The sequence below is a fragment of the Actinoplanes sp. NBRC 103695 genome (assembly GCF_030269485.1).
Lineage (GTDB): Bacteria > Actinomycetota > Actinomycetes > Mycobacteriales > Micromonosporaceae > Actinoplanes.
On sequence record NZ_BSTL01000017.1, the window covers coordinates 68,667 to 88,268 of the forward strand.

Here is a 19,602-nt window from a genome sequence, read left to right on the forward strand (position 1 = left end):
TCCGTGGTTTCTGCCCCGTGCGGCGGGTCGTTCCGCAATCTGTCCCATCCGGGTGGCCGGGGAGGATTCAAGATCTGGGGTTGATCGGGTGAACCTTGAGGACGCTGTCCGTGACATCGGGCACTGCCCAAGAGGTCGGTGCTCTACGTGCCGCGGGACGCGGCATCGCCGGACCGTACGACGGAGGTGATGCTGGTCCCCAGCGGGGAGATGGCCCCACACGTCGGCCCGGCCACCGCGCGTCCCGACCCCCTTGGACAGCCGCACCGTGACGTCGTGGCGTTCACCCGAGCTCAAGCTCGGTAACGATGGCCACAACTACAAGGTCGGCAACCGGATCGCTCGCTATTCAGAGGTCCTGGACAAGATTGACGTCTCCTACCTGCCCTACAACGGTGACCTCCACCTGACGGTTTTATCGACAAGAACGCGGACCAGATCGTCGACCACGACGAATTCGAGTTCCTGGTGTCGAGCACCAGCTGATCTTCCCGTGCGCAGCGGTCGGCCGTGAAGCGCCACGTGCCGGAACCGACCTCGAAGCGCCGGCCGCCGGCCGACGGCACGGCTCCGGCGGTGGCGGTGACCTTCCGGCCGGCGAACGGCACCGAGACCGTGGCGGTGGCGTTGACCGGAACCGTCACCGTCAGCTCGAAGCGGCATGTGGTGCTGGTCCACGACGAGGTGACCGTGCCGCGGACCGTGTCGAGGGACGCGGACAGGTGGGACAGGCCGGGCGGGACCTGCGGGGCGACCGCGATCGACGCGTAGCCCGGTGACGCGGGCGTGATGCCGGCGAACTGCGTGTAGAGCGTCGCGTTGATGCCCGCGAACATCGCGTGGTCGTGGGTCTCCATGTTCGACTCGTAGGTCCACTGCTCCCATGGCGTCGTGGCTCCGCGGGCGATCTGGTAGCCGAAGCCCGGGTAGGTGGTGGCGCCCAGAACCGTGGCGGCCACGTCGATGCGGCCGGCCCGGGCGAGGGCGTCGACCAGGTACCGGGTGCCGAAGATGCCGGTGTCCAGATGTCCGTGGTCGGCGGTCAGGACCCGGTCGGCGAGGTACGCGCCGACCGCTGCGACCCGGTCCTCCGGGACCATGCCGAAGGCGAGCGGCAGCACGCTGGTGACCTGGCGGCCGCTGCCGTAGTGCGTACCGGAAGGGTCGAGGAAGTGGGTGTTGAACGCGCTCGCGATCGCCGCCGCGAGCTGACGGAAGCGGATCGCGTCGGCGGTCCGGCCGAGCGCGGCGGCGGCCTTGGCGGTGTCGGAGGCCTGGCGGTAGGACAAGGCCGTGTTCACGATGGCCGGCTCACTGAAGCACTCGCCCGTGCTCGGGCTGCCCTGGCCGTCGTGGGCGGCGGGGCCGCGAACCGGCGGGCACCAGTCGCCGAAGCCACGGTTGTCCGGCCAGATGAGGCCGGGCTGGGATTCGGCGTTGGCGTCGACGAACGCGGCCATGGCCGGGTAGCCGCGGGCGAGCAGGGCCAGGTCGCCGTACTGCTCGTAGAGCGACCAGGCCAGCGAGACCGAGCCGCCACCCATGTCGGGCTGCTGCGCGTTGCCGGCGTCGTTCGGCAGGGCCGTCCCGGGCGGCAGGTCCAGCAGGTACTTGGCGTAGAAGCGTTCCATCCCGAACTCGCGGACGGCGGCCGCGTGATACGCCTGCACGTCCATGCCGGGCGGGGTCCGCTCGTCCCGGACGGGAGTGTCGGTGGGCAGGCTCATCGAGTTGTTCAGGATCGCCCAGCGGTTGTTGCGCCAGATCCGGTCCAGCAGCGGGTCCGAGGTCTCGATCGTGCCGGTCGGCGCCACGTCCGCGTGCACCACCCGGGCGGTCACGCTGTCCGGGCCCGGCGTGCCCGGGAAACCGGTGACCTCCAGGTAGCGGAAGCCGTGATAGGTGAAGCGCGGTTCATAGACCTGCTCGCCGGGAGACCCGTTCAGGGTGTACGCGTCGGCGGATGCGGCGTTGCGGTTGGTCGCCGTGTCCAGCCGGCCGTCGGGACCGAGTTCTTCGGCCGTACGCATCAGAACCGTCACGCCGGACGGCCCGGCGACCCGCAGCCGTGGCCACCCGGCGATGTTCTGGCCGAAGTCGTAGACGTGGACGCCCGGGCGCGGCTGCGTGATCGTGGCGGCCCGCAGCGTGTCCACCACCCGGATCGGGGGAGCGTCGTTCGCGGCGAGCACCGGGCTGGGCGCCGTGGTGGTCCGCACCGGGTGCCAGGCGGCGTCGTCGAAGCCCGGACCGTCCCAGCCGGCCTGCTCCAGCCGGGCGTCGTAGCTCTCCCCGCTGTAGAGATCGTTGGCGATGATCGGGCCGTCCGCCCAGCGCCACGAGTCGTCGGACGCGATCGTGGCCCGGGTGCCGTCGGCGTAGGTCACGGCGAGCAGCACGATCGCCTGTTTCGGGCCGGGCCACCGGAAGCCGTAGGGGCTGAACCGCGGCCCGTAGCCGTTGCCCAGCCACAGTCCGACCGCGTTGGCGCCCGGCCGCAGCAGCGCCGTGACGTCGTAGGCGTCGTAGAGGTTCCGCCGCTCGTAGGGGGTGCTGGCCGGCGTCAGCACGCGGTCACCCACCTTGCTGCCGTTCAGCCGGAGTTCGGCAAAACCCAGGCCATAGGTGTACGCCCGGGCGCTCGCGATCGGCTTGCCGAGGGTGAACGGCTTGCGCAGCATCGGGGCGTCCGGCTCGGAGGCGAGCAGGGTCGGGTCGCCGCGCGGCTCCAACTGGCCGTCGACCACCGGCGCGCCGGGGAACCGCGGGTCCGGCGAGGTCCCGAAGTCGTCGGTGAACAGCACCGTCCCGGCGAGGTCGCGCACCACCAGGTTGTCGTACCGGGCGATCTCGGCGACGCCCTGGCTGGACGATGACCGGAAACCGATCGTGCCCGGGCTTTCCAGATCCAGTTTGCGTACGTCGACCTGGGTGCCGTCGATCCAGGTGGTGACGGTGTCGCCGGCGGCCCGCAGCCGTACGTGATGCGGCGCGGTCAGGTTCTCCGGCGTCAGCACCGGGCTCAGGTCGACCTCGCCGAGCAGCGCGTACGATCCCTGCCGCTTGACGTGCGGCCGCAGCATGACCCGGCCCGGGTGGGTCACCGCGTTGATCTGCCACATCGCGAAGGTGTCCGCCCCGGCGGCCCGGAACAGCAGGCTCGCCGCCCCCGACCTGATCGTCACGTCGACGTCCAACGTGAGGTCCCGCCAGGAGTGCGCGTCGCCGACGTCCGGCGTGATCCACCGGGCGCCGGACCAGGCCGTCGCGTCCAGCAGGCCGGTCTCCCACCAGGACACCGGCGAGGGCGGCGACGGGCGCCCGTTGACGTCCCACGCCTGGACGGTCCAGTAGTACCGCCGCGCGGACGTCAGCGCGGGCCCGGCGTAGGGGACCGCCACCGAGGCGGCGCTGTCGACCCGGCCGCTGTCCCAGATGTCGGCGCTGCGGCGGGCCAGCAGTTCCGGCCGGCTGGCGACGAGCACCCGGTAGGCGGTCTGCCGGTCGCCCCGTTTGCCGGACCGTAGCCGCCAGCTCAGGGCCGGACGCGGATCGTCGATGCCGAGCGGCGTGGCGACGTTGCCGACCCGCAGGTCATGGGCGGTGAGTCCCTCGGCCGACGCCGACGCCGACGCCGACGCCGACGCCGGGGCCGGGGCCGGGGCGAGCACGAGCACGATGGCGAGCGCGAAATGGGCAAGCAAAGGGTGCTCCACTCGTCGCATTGAAACGCTTCAGTGGCGGTATGTTACCGCGCTGTTTCACGCTCGCGCTAGGACTGTCGTGACTGGACGCTGCTCCAGCTGGCCAGGAAGGCGAGGGCCTCGGCCGCCGGTGTCTCCGGTGCGGCACTGAACGTGAAGATGATCATCCGGGGGTCGGCGGGCAGGTCGAGCTGTTCGTAGTTGAGCTCGAGGTCGCCGACCAGAGGGTGGTGGATTCGCTTGACGCCGCTGCGGTACAGGGTGACGTCGTGGTCGGCCCAGCGGACCCGGAACTCTTCGCTGCGGGAGGCGAGCTCGCCGATCAGGCCGGTGAGCCGCCGGTCGCGCGGATGCCGTCCGGTCGCGGCGCGCAGGTCGGCGACCACCGAGGCGGCGGCGGAGTCCCAGTCCCGGAAGAACGTCCGCGCCTCGGCGTCGAGCAGGGCGAAGCGGGCCAGGTTGCCGCTCGCGACGATGCCCGGGCACAGCACCCGCCCGAGGCTGTTGGCGGCCAGCACGTCGAGGCGGTCGTTCCCGACGAAGGCGGCCGCGCCGGTGACCGCGTCGACCAGGTGCCGGATCACCGGCCGTACCGTGGTGGCGTCGCCGGCGGCCGGGGCGGCACGGGCGCGGGCACGGGCCAGGTCGAAGAGGTGCGCGCGCTCGGCCTCGTCCAGCCGCAGCGCCCGGGCCAGCGCCTCCAGCACGCCGGGGGAGGCCTTGCTCATGTCGCCGCGTTCCAGGCGCGCGTAGTACGGCACGCTGATCCCGGCGAGCACGGCGACCTCCTCGCGCCGCAACCCCGGAACCCGCCGCCGGCCGTAGGTGGGCAGGTCGACGTCCGCGGGCGTCAGACGGGCCCGGCGGGAGACCAGAAACTCCCGGATCTCGGCTCGCGCGTCCATCATCCGACCAGCGTAGGCCGTGCGTCCGGGCTCTGGGGCACCCTGCTGAGGTACCGCTGACGGGGTGTCACAGAGCGGCCGGATCGGTGCTTCGGTGGGTGGCATGAAAGCGATCTACATGTACGGGGCCGGCGATGTCCGCACCGCCGAGGTCCCCGACCCCGTCATCTCCGATCCGGCCGACGCGATCATCCGGGTGGTCCGTTCCTGCGTCTGCGGCAGTGACCTCTGGCCCTACGCGGCGATGGAACGCAGCGACGAGGGTCAGGCGCTGGGTCACGAGGCGGTCGGCGTCGTCGAGGACACCGGCGCCGGGGTGCGCGGGCTGAAGCGTGGGGACCTGGTCGTCATGCCGATGTTCTCGACCGACGGCACGTGCCGGTTCTGCCGGGAGGGCGTGCTGTCCGGCTGTGAGAACGTCGGGTTCTTCGGGCGGCAGGGCTGGGCGGGTGCGCAGGCGGAGGCGGTACGGGTTCCGTACGCCGACGCCACGCTGATGCGGGTCGATGCCGATGCCGACGACACCCTGCTGACCTCGCTGCTGACCCTGTCCGACGTGATGGCCACCGGTCACCACGCCGCGGTCGTGGCGGGTGTCCGGCCAGGACACACGGTCGCGGTCGTCGGCGACGGCGCGGTCGGGCTGTGCGGCGTGATCGCGGCCCGGCGGCTGGGCGCCGAGCGGATCATCATGCTCGGCCGGCATCACAGCCGCACCGGGCTGGCGGTCGAGTTCGGCGCCACCGACGTCGTCCCCGAGCGCGGGGCGGAGGCGGGGGAGCGGGTACGCGAGCTGACCGGCGGCACCGGCGCGCACGCCGTGCTGGAGTGCGTGGGCACCGAGGAGTCCACCTCGACCGCGATCGAGATCGCCCGCCCCGGCGGCGGGGTGGGCCGGGTCGGCGTGCCGCACTATCCCGCCGTGCCGCAGGCGATGGCCGCCTGGGTCAAGAACCTGCGGGTCGGCGGCGGTCCGGCCCCGGTCCGGTTCTACCTCGACGAGCTTCTGCCCGACGTCCTGAGCGGCGCGATCCGGCCGGGACGGGTCTTCGACCGCGCGGTGGGCCTCGACGACGTCCCGGACGGCTACCGTGCGATGGCCGGCCGGGACGCGCTCAAGGTCCTGATCACTCCCTGACTCACTCTCTGACTCACTCCCTGACGACGACCACGCCGTCGGCGGCGAGGAGGTAGCCGCCCAGGTCGATCGGCTCGTCGGTGCGGTTGATCAGGAAGTGGAAGTCACCGCGGATCGCGAGTTCCACCTTGCCGCGCTGGTCCGGTGGCAGCTCGCTCTCGATGCCGGCCCGGCTCAGGAACTCGCCGAGCACGGTCGCCAGCCCCTGCGGGCCGAGCCTGGTCGACACGTATCCGGCCGCACCCCCGGCAGTCGGATTCCAGGTCACCGCGGGCCGGCCCGCCTGGTCACCGGTGGTGTACCGGGCCAGGACCTCGACGTCCTCGGTGCTGACGTCGATGCGGTCGGTCCAGAGCGTGCCGGTGCTGCCGTTGTCCAAGGTCACCCGCTCGTCGTCCAGCAGGGGAGCGAACTCCTCGATGCGGATGCCGAGCAGGTCCCGCAACGGTCCGGGGTAGCCGCCCAGCCAGACGTGGTCGTTCTCGTCCACCACGCCGGAGAAGTACGTGGCGACGAGGTGGCCGCCCGCTTGCACGAACGCTGTCAGCCGGGATGCGAGAGAGGCCGGCACCACGTGCAGGATCGGCGCGACGACCAGGTCGTACCCGTCAAGAGGCGCCGCCACGGGCAGCACGTCGGCGCGGACGCCCAGGTCCAGGAACGCGGTGTACCAGTCCAGCGCCTCCTGGCGGTAGCGCAGCCGGTCCGTCGGGTGCGAGTCCGCCTCGGCGGCCCACCACGACTCCCAGTCGAACAGGATCGCCGCCCGGGCGGGCGTCCGCGGCGTCCCGGCCAGCGGCGCCAGGTCGCCCAGCCGCTTGCCCAGGTCGGCGACCGCCCGGAACAACGTGCTGTCCTCGCCGGCGTGCGGGATCATCCCGGAGTGGTACTTCTCAGCGCCGGCCGCGGACTGCCGCCACTGGAAGTAGCAGACCGCGTCCGCGCCGTACGCCACGTGGGTCATCGAGTCTCGGGCCAGCTCGCCGGGGCGCTTCGCCACGTTCACCGGCTGCCAGTTCACCGCGCTGGTGGAGTGTTCCATCAGGAACCACGGCCGGCCGCCCGCGAGGCCGCCGGTCAGGTTGGCCGAGAACGACAGCTCGTCGCGGCCCTGCGGACCGGGCTGGACGTAGTGGTCGTTGCTGACGAAGTCGACCTCGGCGGCCCAGTCCGCGTAGTTCATGCCCTTGGTCTCGCCCATCACCATGAAGTTCGTGGTGACCGGCACGTCCGGCGTGACCTCGCGCAGCACGGCCCGCTCGGCGCGCAGGTGGTCCTTCAACGCGTCCGAGGAGAACCGCTTGAAGTCCAGCTGCTGCGTCGGGTTGGGGAAGGACGCGGCGGTGCGCGGCGGCAGGACCTGCTCCCAGGCGCTGAGATGCTGCGACCAGAACGCGGTGGCCCAGGCGGCGTTCAGCGCGTCCAGCGTGGCGTAGCGCTCGCGCAGCCAGAGGCGGAAGGCCGCGGCCGCGTCGTCCGAGTAGTCGTAGATGTTGTGGCAGCCGAGCTCGTTGGAGACGTGCCAGGCGACCAGCGCCGGGTGGCCGCCGTACCGCTCGGCCATCGCGCGGGTCAATCTCAGCGCATGCGTACGGAAGACCGCCGACGTCGGCCGCCACTGTTGCCGCCCGCCGGGCCAGAGCGTCACCCCGTCCGCGGTCACCGGCAGGATCTCCGGGTGCTTGGTGGTCAGCCAGGGCGGCGGTGACGCCGTGGCCGTGGCGAGGTCCACCGCGATCCCGTTGACGTGCATCAGGTCCATGGCGTCGTCGAGCCAGCCGAAGTCGTACTCGCCCTCGGCGGGTTCGAGCAGCGCCCAGGAGAACACGCCGAGTGTCACGATGGTCACGCCGGCCGTACGCATCGCCCGGGCGTCGTCGTCCCACACCTCTCGCGGCCACTGCTCCGGGTTGTAGTCCGCGCCGAACTCCAGGCGGGCCGCACCGGTCCGGCGCAACCATCGTGACTGACTCACTTGACCTTGAACCCCTGTTCCGTGCCGTACGTCGCGGATCTTCGCCGCCATGCTTTCAGACCGTCGGGGCGGATGACCATTTCCACCACGTGGGACGGGGGTATCAGGGCAGACTTTTCGATCTTGTTGTGGGAGCGCTTCCGCGCACGGTATAACCGGACGTCACTGTGGACCGTGCTGGGGAGTGCTACGAATGGTCGACGCCCGCCGCGTGGGTCCGCTGAACCCGTCCGACCCCGAGCGCCTCGGGAAGTATCGGCTGGCCGGGAGGCTGGGCGCCGGTGGCATGGGCGTCGTTTACCTCGCCGAAACATCGGCCGGCACCCCGGTCGCGATCAAGCTGATCCACGCCGGGCTGGTCGCCGACCCGGAGGTGCGGGGACGCTTCCGCAGCGAGGTCGGCCGGGCGCGCCAGGTGCCCGCGTACTGCACCGCCGCGTTCCTCGACGCCGACCTCGACCATCAGCCGCCCTACCTGGTCGTCGAGTACGTCGACGGGCCCAGCGTGGCCGAGGTGGTCGGCGAGGCCGGGCCACTGGCGCCGGACGCGCTGCGCTCGCTGGCCGTCGGGGCGGCCACCGCGCTCGCCGGGATCCACGGCGCCGGCGTCATCCACCGCGACCTCAAGCCGGGCAACGTGCTGCTCGCGGCGGACGGGCCGCGGGTCATCGACTTCGGCATCGCCCGGCCGTTCGAGGTCACCAGCCAGCACACCCGGACCGACATGATGGTCGGGACCGTGGCCTACATGGCGCCGGAGCGGTTCTCCGCCGACCCCGACATCCCCTTGACGCCGGCGGCCGACATCTTCGCCTGGGGCTGCCTGATCGGGTACGCGGGCACCGGGCGCACGCCGTTCCGCGGCGACTCGCCCCAGGCCACGGCGGCGCGCATCATGACGCAGCCGCCACGACTGGAAGGGCTGCCGGGCGACCTGCAGGAGCCGGTGCGGCGCGCGCTCGCCAAGGACCCGGCGGAGCGCCCGACCGCCGCCGAACTGCTCAGCCTGCTCGACGGCGAACCGGTCCCGGTCGCCGCGCCGCCGGTCGCGCGCAAGCCGGGGCGCCGGCGGGTTCTCCTGGTGACCGCCGCCGTCCTCGTGCTCGCGGCGGTCGCCGCCACGCTCGGCCTGACGGTCTCCCGGCCCGACGGCTCCCCGGACACGGCTCTGTCGCTCCCGTCGGCGGGCTCGTCCCCGGCCGTGCCCGCGGCCGTCCCGCCGTCGGCGCCGGCCCTCGTCGCCCCGTCGGCCGCGGCGCCGTCGTCGCCCGTGTCGGGGGCGCCGCGGCCGGGCGCCGTCAAACCGTCGCCCCTTGCCGCCGGCGGCACCACCAAGGCGCCGGCCACGGCACCGGCCGGCTCCAAGGCATCGCCCAACTCGGGACGCCGCAACCTCGCCCTCGGCCGCCCGGCCACCGCCTCCAGCGTGGAGAGCGACCATTGGGCCGCGTCCCTGGCCAACGACGGGGACGTGGGGAGCCGCTGGGGCAGCGGCTTCGGCGAGCCCGAATGGTGGAAGGTCGACCTCGGCGCCCGCTGGCAGATCAGCGAGGTCACGCTGCGCTGGGAGCACGCGTACGCCGTCGCGTACCGGGTCGAGCTGTCCACCGACGGCAAGAAGTGGACGTCGGTCTACTCCACCACGTCCGCCACCGGCGGCGTCGTCACCGTCCAGGCGGACAAGGCGCCCGCGCGCTACGTCCGGGTCTACTGCGTCACCCGGAGCAACGTCTACGGTTTCTCCCTGTGGGAGGTCGAGGTCCGCTGACAAGCGCCCGCACTGTCACGCCCCGATAACGGATCGATCCCCGTAGTAACCCGGAACCGCCTGCCGGACCTGAAGGAGGTGAGGATCGGCGGCGAGGGGGGTCGGATGAGCGGGCAGGAACGGTTCACGGCCATGTTCCGTGAGCACTACCCACTGGTGCTCGCCTTCGTCGCGCGGCGCATCGATCCCGGCCGGGCGCACGACGTGGTCGCGGACACCTTCACCACCGCGTGGCGGCACATCGACCGGCTGCCCGACCAGCCGCTCCCGTGGCTCTACCGGGTGGCCCTCAACTGCCTGGCCAACGAACTCCGCGCGGACCGGCGCCAGACCCGGGTCGCCGAGAAGATCGCCGGGCACGGCATCGAGCAGGAACCCGACCACGCCCTCTCGGTGATCACCGACACCGGGCTCCGGCAGGCGTTGCTGCGGCTCACCGCCGCCGACCGGGAGGCGCTGCTGCTGATCGGCTGGGAGGGCCTGGACAACGAGGCCGCCGCGACCGTCCTGGGCTGCACGGTGGTCGCGTTCAAGGTGCGGGTGCACCGGGCGCGGCGCCGGTTGACCCGCCTGCTGGAAATGTCCGACGCCGAGGATCTCGCTGGGAAGGTGCGTTCGGCATGAACGAAGTGGACGCCATGCGCCGGTTGGCCGCCGCCAATCCGGTGCCGCAGCCGCTCCCGCCCGGGTCATCGCAGGCGCAGTTCTGCCTGCGTACCGTGCTGGCCGCGGAGCCGCCGCGCCGCTCGTCCCGGCGTCTGGTGCCGGCCGCGGCCGCGCTGGTCCTGATCGCCGGCGCGGTCACCTACGCGGTGCGCCCATCGCCGCCCCCGCCGCCCGCACCGTCGATCGCGGCGCCGTCGGACGTCTTCTTCGCCGCCGCCAACATGGCCGGCCGGGGCGCCGACCAGGGCCAGTTCATGCACGTCACCGGCACGACCGCGCGGGTGGTGCACGTGGACTCGGCAGGCGGCTACGACGTCATCCGGGTCGACTCCGTCGAGGCCGTGCAACCCGCCGACGGTCACCCCGGGGAGGGCTGGCTCACGCTGGGGGATCAGGGGTTCTCGGTACGCCCGGTGAGCGCTCGCGACGCCACGGCCTACCGCCGCGACGGCTCACCCGAGGTACCCCGCTTCAAGGACCTGGCGCCGGATCTCGCCGAGGAGCCCGAGTTCGGCGGCGACGTGTCCGGCCTGCCCGACGACCCGCCCGCCGCGGCCGCCGCCATGATCGACGGGGTCACGCCCGGCCCGGCCGACGCGCAGGGCTGGCTGTTCCGCGAGTGCACCCGCCTGCTGGAGCCGTTCACCACGTCGCTCAGCGGCGCCGACCGGGCGAAGGTCTTCCGTACCCTGGCCGGGGTCACCGGGGTACGCACCCTCGCCGACGCCACCGACCCCACCGGCCGACCGGCCGTCGGCCTCGCGTACACCGGCGAGACGGTCCGCTACGGCCTCGTCGACTGGCAGATCTTCCTGCTCGCCGGCACCGACCGGATCGGCTTCACCCAGGCCGTCGTCCGCCGGCCCGGTCCCGCCAACCGCACGCTGGCCCCCGGAACCGTGCAGTACAGCACCGCCGTCACCGACCTGCGCCGCACCGGCACCCCATGAGCCGCCGGTGGCTCCTGCTCCTGGTCGTACCCGTTGTGGCCTGGGCTTTCGACCGGCACTACCGGTTCTTCGACATGGCCATCTACCAGGGCGCGGTCCGCTGGTGGCTGGCCGGAGGAGACCTCTACGGCTACCACGCTCCGGTACGCGGGGCGCTCGGCTTCACGTACCCGCCGTTCGCCGCGCTGATGATCGTGCCGGCCGCCCTGGTCCCGCTGCAGGTAGCCGGTTGGCTGATCACCGTGCTCAGCCTGCTCGCCCTCGCGGGCACGCTCGGCCTCCTCGTACGCGGAAAGCTCCTGATCGTCGGGGTGGTGGCCGCCCTGGCGACCGAACCCGTCCGGCAGACCCTCGGCCTCGGCCAGGTGAACCTGCTGTTGTTCGCGCTGGTCGTGGCCGACCTGCTGCTGCTCGGCCGGGCCGGCTCCCGCTGGACCGGCGTCGGCATCGGCATCGCCACCGCGATCAAGCTGACGCCCGGCCTGTTCATCGTCTACCTGCTGGCGACCCGCCGCTGGCGCGCGGCGGGCGTGGCAGCCGGGACCAGCGCGCTGCTCACCGTCGCGGCCGGGTTGATCGCGCCGCGCGAGACCATGCAGTACTTCGGCTTCCTGATGTGGGAGACCGCCCGCGTCGGCGCCGCGGATGCCGTCGCCAACCAGTCGCTGGCCGGGCTGCTGGCCCGGGTGTCCGCCGACCACACGGTCCCGCGCACCGGCTGGCTGCTGCTGTGCCTGGCCGCGGTGGTGGCCGGGTTGCACCGGGCGGCGCGGGCCCACGCCGCCGGGGACGAGGTGACGGCGCTGGCCCTGACCGGCCTCACCGCCAACCTGATCACGCCGGTCGCCTGGACCCACCACCTGGTCTTCCTGCCGGTGGCGTTGATCGCGCTGGCCCGGTCGCCGCTGCGCCGTCACCGGATCGGGGCCGCGGCCTGCTATGCGCTCGCCCTCCTGTCGCCGATCTGGTGGGTCGATCCCGCCGCGTCTTCCGGCGCCGCCTCCTTCGCTGCCGCTTCCGCCATCTCCGCGGCTTCTGTCACCTCCGTCACCTCCGTCGCTTCCGTCGCTTCCGTCACCTCCGTCACCTCCGTCGCCGCGTCCGCCGGGGGAGTGGTCAGCGCGCTGGCGGCCGACACCTTCGTGCTCATGATGCTCGTGCTCGTCTTCCGGCTTCCGATCCGCTCGGCCGATGTCCCCGCCGTCCGTCTGCCGGCCTTGTCGGCGCAGAACGCCTGACCAGCGACTCTTTGCGGTGGAGGTCTGTGCGGGCTCGCATTGCCGGGTCTTTCCGGTGCTTGCCCGCGCTGCCGGCGCTTTCGCGAGCGTCGGGTCTCGCCGGGTTGCCAGGCGCTCGGGTGCCCGCTCACCCTGGCTGCCGCCATTCGCGGGCGCGGGGGTCTCGCCGGGTTGCCAGGCGCCCGGGTGCCCGCTCGACCTGGCTGCCGCCATTCGCGGGCGCGGGGGTCTCGCCGGGTTGCCAGGCGGCCGGGTTGCCCACTCCCGGTGGTAGCCGCCAGCCACGGTGGTAGCCGGGAGCGCCAGTGGTAGCTGGGCGGGCGGGTGGTAGCCGAAGGCGGCATCTCGGGCCGGGGGCGGCCAGGCCCGACCGCTCAGGCCGACCGATCGCGCGGCCGGTGGTAGGACTGGGCGCTGTCCGGAACCGGCTGACCGCTCTCCGCTACCACGCGCGCGGATCGTGGTAGCTCAGGGCGCTGTTACGGCCCGGATGCCGCACTGTCCCACCACTGCGTGCTTGGTCCTGCCACTCGTGCCGCGTCCTGCCACTCGTGCCGCGTCCTGCCACTCGGGCCGCGTCCGGCCAGGGCCGCGTCCGGCCAGGGCCGCGTCCGGCCGGGGCCGCGTCCGGCCAGGGCCGCGAGCGGCGGCAGCGACGGTGAGCAGGCACCGGGGCGCCTGGCACGCCCTGCGAGACCCCACGCCGGCGAAAGTGCCGGCAGCGCGGGCAGGCACTGAAATACCCGGCAATGCGAGCCCACACAGACCTTCACCGCGGACGGACGGTTGCCGACTGCCATCTGTCGGGTGTGGACGGTCGCTCAGATGTCCCGTCTGGCGGTGGATAAGCCGCCGACCACCAGGGCTGCGGCGGCCCACGCGGCGGTGACGCCGAGGCCGGCCCATGGACTCAGGGGCAGGCTGTCGAGGTCCGTCGTCGCCTGGACGGTGAGGCCGGCGCTCATCGGCGCGGTCCGCTCGAGCAGGCGTTGCCAGTGCGGGTCGCCGATCGCCTGGGCGAGGATGGGCAGCAGGTAGAGCAGGGCGAGGACGACCCCGATGCTGGTTGCGGAGTCGCGCAGGACGGCGGCGACGCCGAGGGCGAGCAGGGCGATCAGGGTCAGGTAGAGGATCGACCCGGTGGTGGCGCGCAGGACCGGGCCGTCGGACAAGGCGGGGGCCGGGGCCGGGAAGCCGCGGCGGTGCAGGATGAGCCTTCCGGCCAGCAGCGAGCCGAGGACCGCGGCGGTTGCGGCGACGGCGACCGCGCCGGTGAGGGTGACCGCCTTGGCCGTGAGGACGGTGGCCCGGCGCGGGATCGCGGTCAGGGTGGTGCGGAACATGCCCGAGCTGAACTCGCCGCTGACCACGAGCACGCCCAGGATGGCGGCGAGCGCCTGGCCGAGTTGGACGCCGAGCAGGCCGGTCCTGGCCGGGTCGCCGCCGCAGCCGGAGGGCCCGCAGGTGACCACCGAGGTCGCCACGGCGCTCAGGGCCACCGTCGCCGCGATCATGCCGAGCAGCAGCCAGGCGGGGGCGGCGACGGTTCGCAGCTTTGTCCATTCGGCGTGCAGGGCCGACCTCATGCGTCTCTCCGGTGGAGGACGACCGCGGCCACGGCCAGGCCGGCGACCGCGTAGGCGGCCAGGACGGCCAGGCCGGCCCACGGCGCCAGCGGGTAGTAGCTGTTGTAGGGCGTGTAGTGGCTGGCGACCTGCGGATACTGCACCAGCGTCTGTTGGACGGCGAAGGCGGCGGCCGGTGTCACGCGAGTCAGCCAGATCGCCACGCCGGCGGGCATGAACGGGTTGGCGACCAGGAGGTACGGCAGGACCATGGCCACGATGACGGTGGTGACCGCGCCCGCGCTGCTTCGGAGGACGGCGCCGATCGACAGGGCCAGGATGGCGGCGACGGCGAGCAGCGCCCCGGTGCCGAGCGCCACCCGGAGCGGGGACGGCACCGGGAAGATGAACACGCCGTTGGCCTGGGCGAGCCGTATTCCCAGCGGCGCCGCGACGGCCGTCCCCGCCACGCCCGCGACGAACGTGACGCATCCCAGCACGAGCGCCTTGGCCAGCAGCACCTGGCTTCGCCCCGGGGCGGCGGCCAGGGTGACGTGGATCAGCTTCGTCCGGTACTCCGAGGTGATGGACAGCGCCGCCACGACGATCACCGCGATCAGTGCGGCGAACGTACCGGTGAGGATGTTGTCCAGGGCACCGCCGGTCGGCAGGGAGTCGCGCACGGCCGGCGCTATGTCGCCGGCGCCGGTCACCTGGAATCCGCCGCCCGGCTCGGTGAACGAACCGGACGTGTTCTCGGGATAGCCGGCGAAGGTCGGGGACTCGGCACCCACGTGTTCGCCGGCCCAGGCGCCTGCTGTCCAGCGGCCTCGGGTCCGCAGATTCTCGAACGCGGCGGTGGACACGCTGCCGCGCGTGCCCAGGCCGACGACATCCTGCGGGGACGCGACGAACAGCCCGCCGAGAGCGGCCGGTCCGAGCTTCACCCGTACGGTGCCGACCTTGGTCCAGCGGGTGCCGTCGGCGGAGGCGGATCCGGTGATCTCGTCGCCGGCACGGTCCAGCCTCAGCCAGCGGACAGCCGGGCCGGCCGTGTCATTGACGTAGTTGTCCTGCATCCGCACGCCGTGGCTGCTGGTGACCATGATCGCCGCGTAGGCGGATCCCTGCCGGGTGTTCTGTTTCAGGATGAGCCCGGCCTTCGCCCACGGCACGACGCCGGGCCGCAGGTCTCCGATGCCGGCGGGGACGCTGGTCGTGAGGGCCGGGACGGAGACGGTGATGCTGCCGTCGCCGGCCAGCGACCGGTGCACGAAGTAGAAGCTGTCGGTGACCGGCCCACCATCCGGGCCGGTCGGGACGGGTGGCGCACCCTTCTGATCGCTGCTCACACCGGCGAGCAGGGCGACCAGCACCAGCAGGAGCCCGGCCGTCACGACGCCGGTCACCCAGCCCGGAACCGTCCGGAACTTGGTCCATTCCGCGCGCAGCAACTTCATCGCGGCGTCCGGAATTCGACGGCCTCGCGGGTCAGCTCCAGGTAGACGTCCTCGAGGCTGGCGCGGTCACCGAGCAGCTCGGCCACGCCGGCGTCGGCGATGGTCCGGCCACGCCCGGCGACGACGAGATGATCCGCGATGTGCTGCACCTCGCTCATCAGGTGGCTGGACACCAGGACGGCGCGGCCCTCGGCGGCGAGCGACCGCAGCAGGCCGCGCATCCAGATGATGCCGTCCGGGTCCATGCCGTTGAACGGCTCGTCGAGCATCACGATCGGCGGATCGCCCAGCAGGGCCGCGGCGATCCCGAGCCGCTGGCGCATGCCGAGGGAGTAGCCGCCGGCCTTTCGCCGGGCCGCCGGGGTCAGGCCGGCCAGCTCGATCACCTCGTCCACCCGCCGGGCCGGCAGTCCCTGCGAATGCGCCAGCCAGAGCAGGTGGTTGCGGGCGCTCCGGCCGGGGTGCGGCGCCGCCGCGTCCAGCAGCGAACCGAGGTGGGTCAGCGGGTGCCGGAGACCGCGGTACGGCTTGCCGCCGACGAGCGCGGTGCCCGCCTCGACCGAGGTCAGGCCCAGGATCGCCCGCATGGTGGTGGACTTCCCGGCCCCGTTCGGCCCGACGAAGCCGGTCACCACGCCGGGGCGGACGGTGAAGGACATGCCGTCGAGGGCCAGGGTGGCGCCGTACCGTTTGCGCAGCCCGGCGACGACGACGGTCGCTGATGAACTCATGCCGACGATTTGTACGCGGCACCCGGTTCCAGCACGGTCGCAGCGGTTGCGACCCGGCTGCGACCGGGGAACTGGCATCGTGGGCGCATGGTGCCCGACGAGATTCGAAAAGCGCGGCGGTGAGGGTCCTGGTCGTCGAGGACTTCGAGGTCCTCGCCCGCTCCATCGGTACCGGGCTGCGCCGCGAGGGCATGGCCGTCGATGTCGTGCTGGACGGGACCGACGCCCTCGACCGGCTGGCCGTCACCCGCTACGAGGTGGTGATCCTCGACCGCGACCTGCCCGGCGTGCACGGCGACGAGATCTGCCGCCGGCTCGTCGGCGACCGCTCCGACGTCCGGGTGCTGATGCTGACCGCGGCCGGCGCCATCGAGGACCGGGTGGACGGGCTCAGCCTCGGCGCGGACGACTACCTGCCCAAGCCGTTCGCCTTCGCCGAGCTGGTCGCCCGGGTCCGGGCCCTGGCACGCCGGGCCACCCCGCCGCTTCCGCCCACCCTTTCCTGCGGGGACATCACCCTGGATCCGGCTCGCCGGGTGGCGTCCCGCGCCGGTCGGCGTCTCGAGCTCAGCCCGAAGGAGTTCGCGCTCCTGGAGTGTCTGCTGGGGTCGCCCGGCCAGGTCCGGTCCGCCGAGGAACTGCTCGAACGGGTGTGGGACGAGGCGGCCGACCCGTTCACGTCCGCGGTCAAGCACACCATGCACCGGTTGCGGGGAAAGCTCGGCGACCCGCCGGTGATCGAGACCGTCCGCGAGGGCGGCTACCGGATCGGGCCGTCGTGACCGGCGCCCGGCCGCTCACCGGACGGTCTTTGCAGACGAGGCTCGCGCTGTCCTACGCCGCGGGCATCTTCGCGGCGGGGATCGTGGTGCTCGCCGTCGCGACCGTTCCGCTGGCCGGTCTCCAGTCGACCGTTCCCGTCGACAGCCAGGTTCCGGCCACGATCACCGGTGCCGGCAACGGGATCGGCCCGCGCCAGATCCTGATCGGCTCGGCCGCCGCGATCGCCGTCCTGATCCCGGTCGCGCTGGTCGCCGGCTGGTTCGTCGCCGGTCGCTTCCTGCGGCCGTTGCGGGCCATCACCGCGACCGCCACCGCCATCTCGGCCGGCAGCCTCCACCACCGGCTCAACCTCGGCGGACCCGCCGACGAGCTGACCGAGCTGGGCGGCATCCTCGACGACCTCTTCGCCCGGCTGCAGGCGTCGTTCGACGCGCAGCGGCACTTCGTCGCCAACGTCTCGCACGAGCTGCGTACGCCCCTCGCCGGCCAGCGCACCCTCCTCGAGGTCGCCCTCGCCGACCCGGACGCCGACGCCGCGGCCCTGCGCTCGGCCTGCGCGGAGGCCCTGGCCCTCGGCGGCCACCAGGAACGGCTCGTCCAGGCGCTGCTGGCCCTGGCCACGAGCGAGCGGGGCGTCACCCGCCGCGACCCGGTCGACCTCGCCGACGTCGTCCGGCAGGTGCTCGTCACCCGCCGCGCCCAGGCAACCGGCGTCGACCTGACCGACGTCCTGGCGCCCGCGGTGACGGCAGGCGACCCGAGACTGATCGAGAGCCTCGTCGCCAACCTCGTCGACAACGCGCTCCGCCACAACCGCCCGGAGGGGCACGTCAAGATCACCACCCAGATCTTGGGTACGCAGCCCGTCCTCACCGTCGCCAACAGCGGCCCGGTCGTCCCCGCCGACGAGATCGAGCGCCTCTACCAGCCGTTCCAGCGCCTGGCCCCCGACCGGCACAGCCGCGGCGACGGCTACGGGCTCGGCCTGGCCATCGTCAGCGCCGTCGCCCGGGCGCACCACGCGACCCTCACCACCACCGCCCGCGCCGAAGGCGGCCTGACCGTCACCGTCCGGTGGCCGGGGCGCTGAGTCACGCGTCCGTCGCGTCGGCGGGCCGTCGTCCACAGAGGAATACGTCGCCTGCGGAGGTGCGCGACGGCACGAGATCCACATCCAGGAGGAGCGCGGCGAGACGGGCGCCGGAACGCGGCCGTGCCGGGCGTCTCGGTGAGCGAGGCCGGTCGTGCGTGGCCGTGCCGGGCGTCTCGGTGAGCGAGGCCGTTCGTGCGTGGCCGTCGCGTGCCGTGGTGACCCGCGACGGCGAGAGGTCGTGACTGTCAGCGCGCGGAGGGTGCGTGCTCCGCCCGGGTGTAGACCGTGATGCCGAGGGCGCCGGTGTCGAGGCGGCCGTCCGGGTGGGCCGTGAAACGCCAGCGGTCCTGGCGGGTCTGGCCCAGCACGATCACGACCCAGGCGGCGTCGGGGCGGTTGACCAGGGCCTGGACCCGCTCCATGTCGCGGGTGCCGGGGGCCGAGCCGAGGATCAGCACGCCCAGGGCGCCCGCGTCGCCGGGGCGGTGGACGCCGCGGAGGGCGTACGCGTTGTCGGTCTGCTCGCCCTCGGCCGCGGCCAGCGCGTCGCGGATGCCGCCGACCGCGGTGAGGCGGTCGCCGCCGACCCGGGTGCGGACGTCGCCGGTGACCACCTGGACCCGGTCCGACCAGGGGCTGCTGATGAGTTCCTCGGCCCAGGCGCCGACCACGTCGCGGGAGGCCGGGTTGTCGCCGCCGACGCTGATCACGCCGGTGCTCTGGCCCAGGTCGATGAGCTCGCGGGTGCCGCCGGCCGTACCCAGGGTGACCAGGCGCGGGCACGGGCTGGGCACCTCACCGGCGGCGGGCAGCGCCTGCAGGTCGCGCAGCGCGGCCACCCAGTTGCGGCCGTTGTCGGTGGCCTCCCACGGCTCGACCGGGTCGCCGTCGGGGGCGGCCAGCCGCAGCACGATCCGGCTCTCGTCGAGGGACACGCCGTAGATCGCCGGCACCGGGCGGCCGGCCGTGGCGGCGGTGGTGACCAGCACGCGCAGCGCGCGGTCGATGGTCCAGGCGGCGGCCGTGTCGAAGCTGCGGCTGGGCGAGGTCGCGGTGGCGGCGGCGGTTGCCGAGGGAGCGGACCGGCGGCGGCGGAGCAGGAAGAACACGGCCGCGGTCACGATCAGCACGCCGAGGACGATCAGCCCGACCAGGAGGACCGGGAAGCCCTTGTCGGCGGCCGGAGCGGCAGCCGCGGGAGAGGTGGCGGGTGCGGTGAAGGCCGGGTCATTGGCAGCCGGGGGCGCCGCGGGCGCGGAGGGGATGGGGCCGGTCTCCACGCCGTCGCCCTCGGCGTCGTCGGGCAGGACCAGGATCCAGCCGGGCTCGATCACCGCCGGGTCGCTCACCGTCTTGCCGTCCGCCTGCACGCGGCCCTTGTTGAGCTCGAAGATCTCGGCGTGGCGGTCGCCGTCGCCGAGGAAGCGCTCGGCGATCTCGTACAGGAACTCGGGTTGCCCATTGTAGGCGGGCTGCACCTTGTACCACTTCGGATCGTCACGCTGTGCGACTGCCGGTGCGGGACCGGTAGTCATCGCGATCAAGAGGGCGGCCATGAGCACGGCGGCCCCGCGAAGGACACGTCGAGGAGAGATCGTCAGCACGTCCGCGAGGATACATTCACGT

The 19,602-nt window shown here is 73.0% G+C and carries 14 protein-coding genes; 7 read left to right on the forward strand and 7 right to left on the reverse strand.

All coding sequences use genetic code 11. From position 1 onward, the window contains the following. Window positions 1-293: 293 nt before the first annotated feature. Window positions 294-3,716 carry a family 78 glycoside hydrolase catalytic domain gene (locus QSK31_RS29245; RefSeq protein ID WP_285687691.1) on the reverse strand — a complete coding sequence of 1,141 codons (3,423 nt, stop codon included), beginning with the start codon at window positions 3,714-3,716 and terminating at the stop codon, window positions 294-296. Window positions 3,717-3,772: 56 nt separating this feature from the next. Next, entirely contained in the window at window positions 3,773-4,612 is an 840-nt protein-coding gene (locus tag QSK31_RS29250) for a helix-turn-helix transcriptional regulator (protein WP_352244508.1), read from the reverse strand. A 100-nt stretch (window positions 4,613-4,712) separates the two neighbouring features. Between QSK31_RS29250 and QSK31_RS29255 the strand changes: the two genes are divergently transcribed. After that, the gene (locus QSK31_RS29255; RefSeq protein ID WP_285687692.1) at window positions 4,713-5,747 is read left to right on the forward strand and encodes a zinc-binding dehydrogenase; all 1,035 of its coding nucleotides are present in this window, start codon (window positions 4,713-4,715) and stop codon (window positions 5,745-5,747) included. 13 nt (window positions 5,748-5,760) lie between these two features. On the opposite strand, the gene QSK31_RS29260 is transcribed toward QSK31_RS29255, so the two are convergent. Beyond that, window positions 5,761-7,722 carry a beta-galactosidase gene (locus tag QSK31_RS29260; protein ID WP_285687693.1) on the reverse strand — a complete coding sequence of 654 codons (1,962 nt, stop codon included), beginning with the start codon at window positions 7,720-7,722 and terminating at the stop codon, window positions 5,761-5,763. A 193-nt stretch (window positions 7,723-7,915) separates the two neighbouring features. On the opposite strand from QSK31_RS29260, the gene QSK31_RS29265 reads away from it, so the two are divergent. From QSK31_RS29265 to QSK31_RS29280, 4 genes are all read left to right on the forward strand, one after another. Then, entirely contained in the window at window positions 7,916-9,490 is a 1,575-nt protein-coding gene (locus tag QSK31_RS29265; RefSeq protein ID WP_285687694.1) for a protein kinase domain-containing protein, read from the forward strand. Between the two features lie 105 nt (window positions 9,491-9,595). Next, a complete protein-coding gene (locus tag QSK31_RS29270) occupies window positions 9,596-10,114 on the forward strand; it encodes an RNA polymerase sigma factor (protein WP_285687695.1) in 519 nt (172 codons plus the stop codon). Then, on the forward strand, window positions 10,111-11,106 hold the full coding sequence (locus QSK31_RS29275; RefSeq protein WP_285687696.1) for a hypothetical protein: 996 nt from the start codon (window positions 10,111-10,113) through the stop codon (window positions 11,104-11,106). The genes QSK31_RS29270 and QSK31_RS29275 overlap by 4 nt, the downstream gene beginning before the upstream one ends. Beyond that, window positions 11,103-12,344 carry a glycosyltransferase 87 family protein gene (locus QSK31_RS29280; RefSeq protein ID WP_285687697.1) on the forward strand — a complete coding sequence of 414 codons (1,242 nt, stop codon included), beginning with the start codon at window positions 11,103-11,105 and terminating at the stop codon, window positions 12,342-12,344. The genes QSK31_RS29275 and QSK31_RS29280 overlap by 4 nt, the downstream gene beginning before the upstream one ends. 821 nt (window positions 12,345-13,165) lie before the next feature. Here QSK31_RS29280 and QSK31_RS29285 read toward each other — a convergent pair. The 3 genes from QSK31_RS29285 to QSK31_RS29295 are packed head-to-tail and all read right to left on the reverse strand — an operon-like array spanning window position 13,166 to window position 16,100. Further along, window positions 13,166-13,930, reverse strand: coding sequence for an ABC transporter permease subunit (locus QSK31_RS29285; RefSeq protein ID WP_285687698.1), 765 nt, complete (start codon window positions 13,928-13,930; stop codon window positions 13,166-13,168). Then, on the reverse strand, window positions 13,927-15,369 hold the full coding sequence (locus tag QSK31_RS29290) for an ABC transporter permease subunit (RefSeq protein WP_285687699.1): 1,443 nt from the start codon (window positions 15,367-15,369) through the stop codon (window positions 13,927-13,929). Before QSK31_RS29290 ends, QSK31_RS29285 begins: the two co-directional genes overlap by 4 nt. Beyond that, a complete protein-coding gene (locus QSK31_RS29295) occupies window positions 15,366-16,100 on the reverse strand; it encodes an ABC transporter ATP-binding protein (RefSeq protein ID WP_285687700.1) in 735 nt (244 codons plus the stop codon). Before QSK31_RS29295 ends, QSK31_RS29290 begins: the two co-directional genes overlap by 4 nt. A 119-nt stretch (window positions 16,101-16,219) precedes the next feature. Between QSK31_RS29295 and QSK31_RS29300 the strand changes: the two genes are divergently transcribed. Both QSK31_RS29300 and QSK31_RS29305 read left to right on the forward strand, forming a co-directional pair. After that, the gene (locus QSK31_RS29300; RefSeq protein WP_285687701.1) at window positions 16,220-16,882 is read left to right on the forward strand and encodes a response regulator transcription factor; all 663 of its coding nucleotides are present in this window, start codon (window positions 16,220-16,222) and stop codon (window positions 16,880-16,882) included. Further along, the gene (locus QSK31_RS29305; protein ID WP_285687703.1) at window positions 16,879-17,973 is read left to right on the forward strand and encodes a sensor histidine kinase; all 1,095 of its coding nucleotides are present in this window, start codon (window positions 16,879-16,881) and stop codon (window positions 17,971-17,973) included. Before QSK31_RS29300 ends, QSK31_RS29305 begins: the two co-directional genes overlap by 4 nt. A 248-nt stretch (window positions 17,974-18,221) precedes the next feature. Here QSK31_RS29305 and QSK31_RS29310 read toward each other — a convergent pair whose 3' ends face one another. After that, a complete protein-coding gene (locus QSK31_RS29310; RefSeq protein ID WP_285687705.1) occupies window positions 18,222-19,580 on the reverse strand; it encodes a LysM peptidoglycan-binding domain-containing protein in 1,359 nt (452 codons plus the stop codon). Window positions 19,581-19,602: the final 22 nt, after the last annotated feature.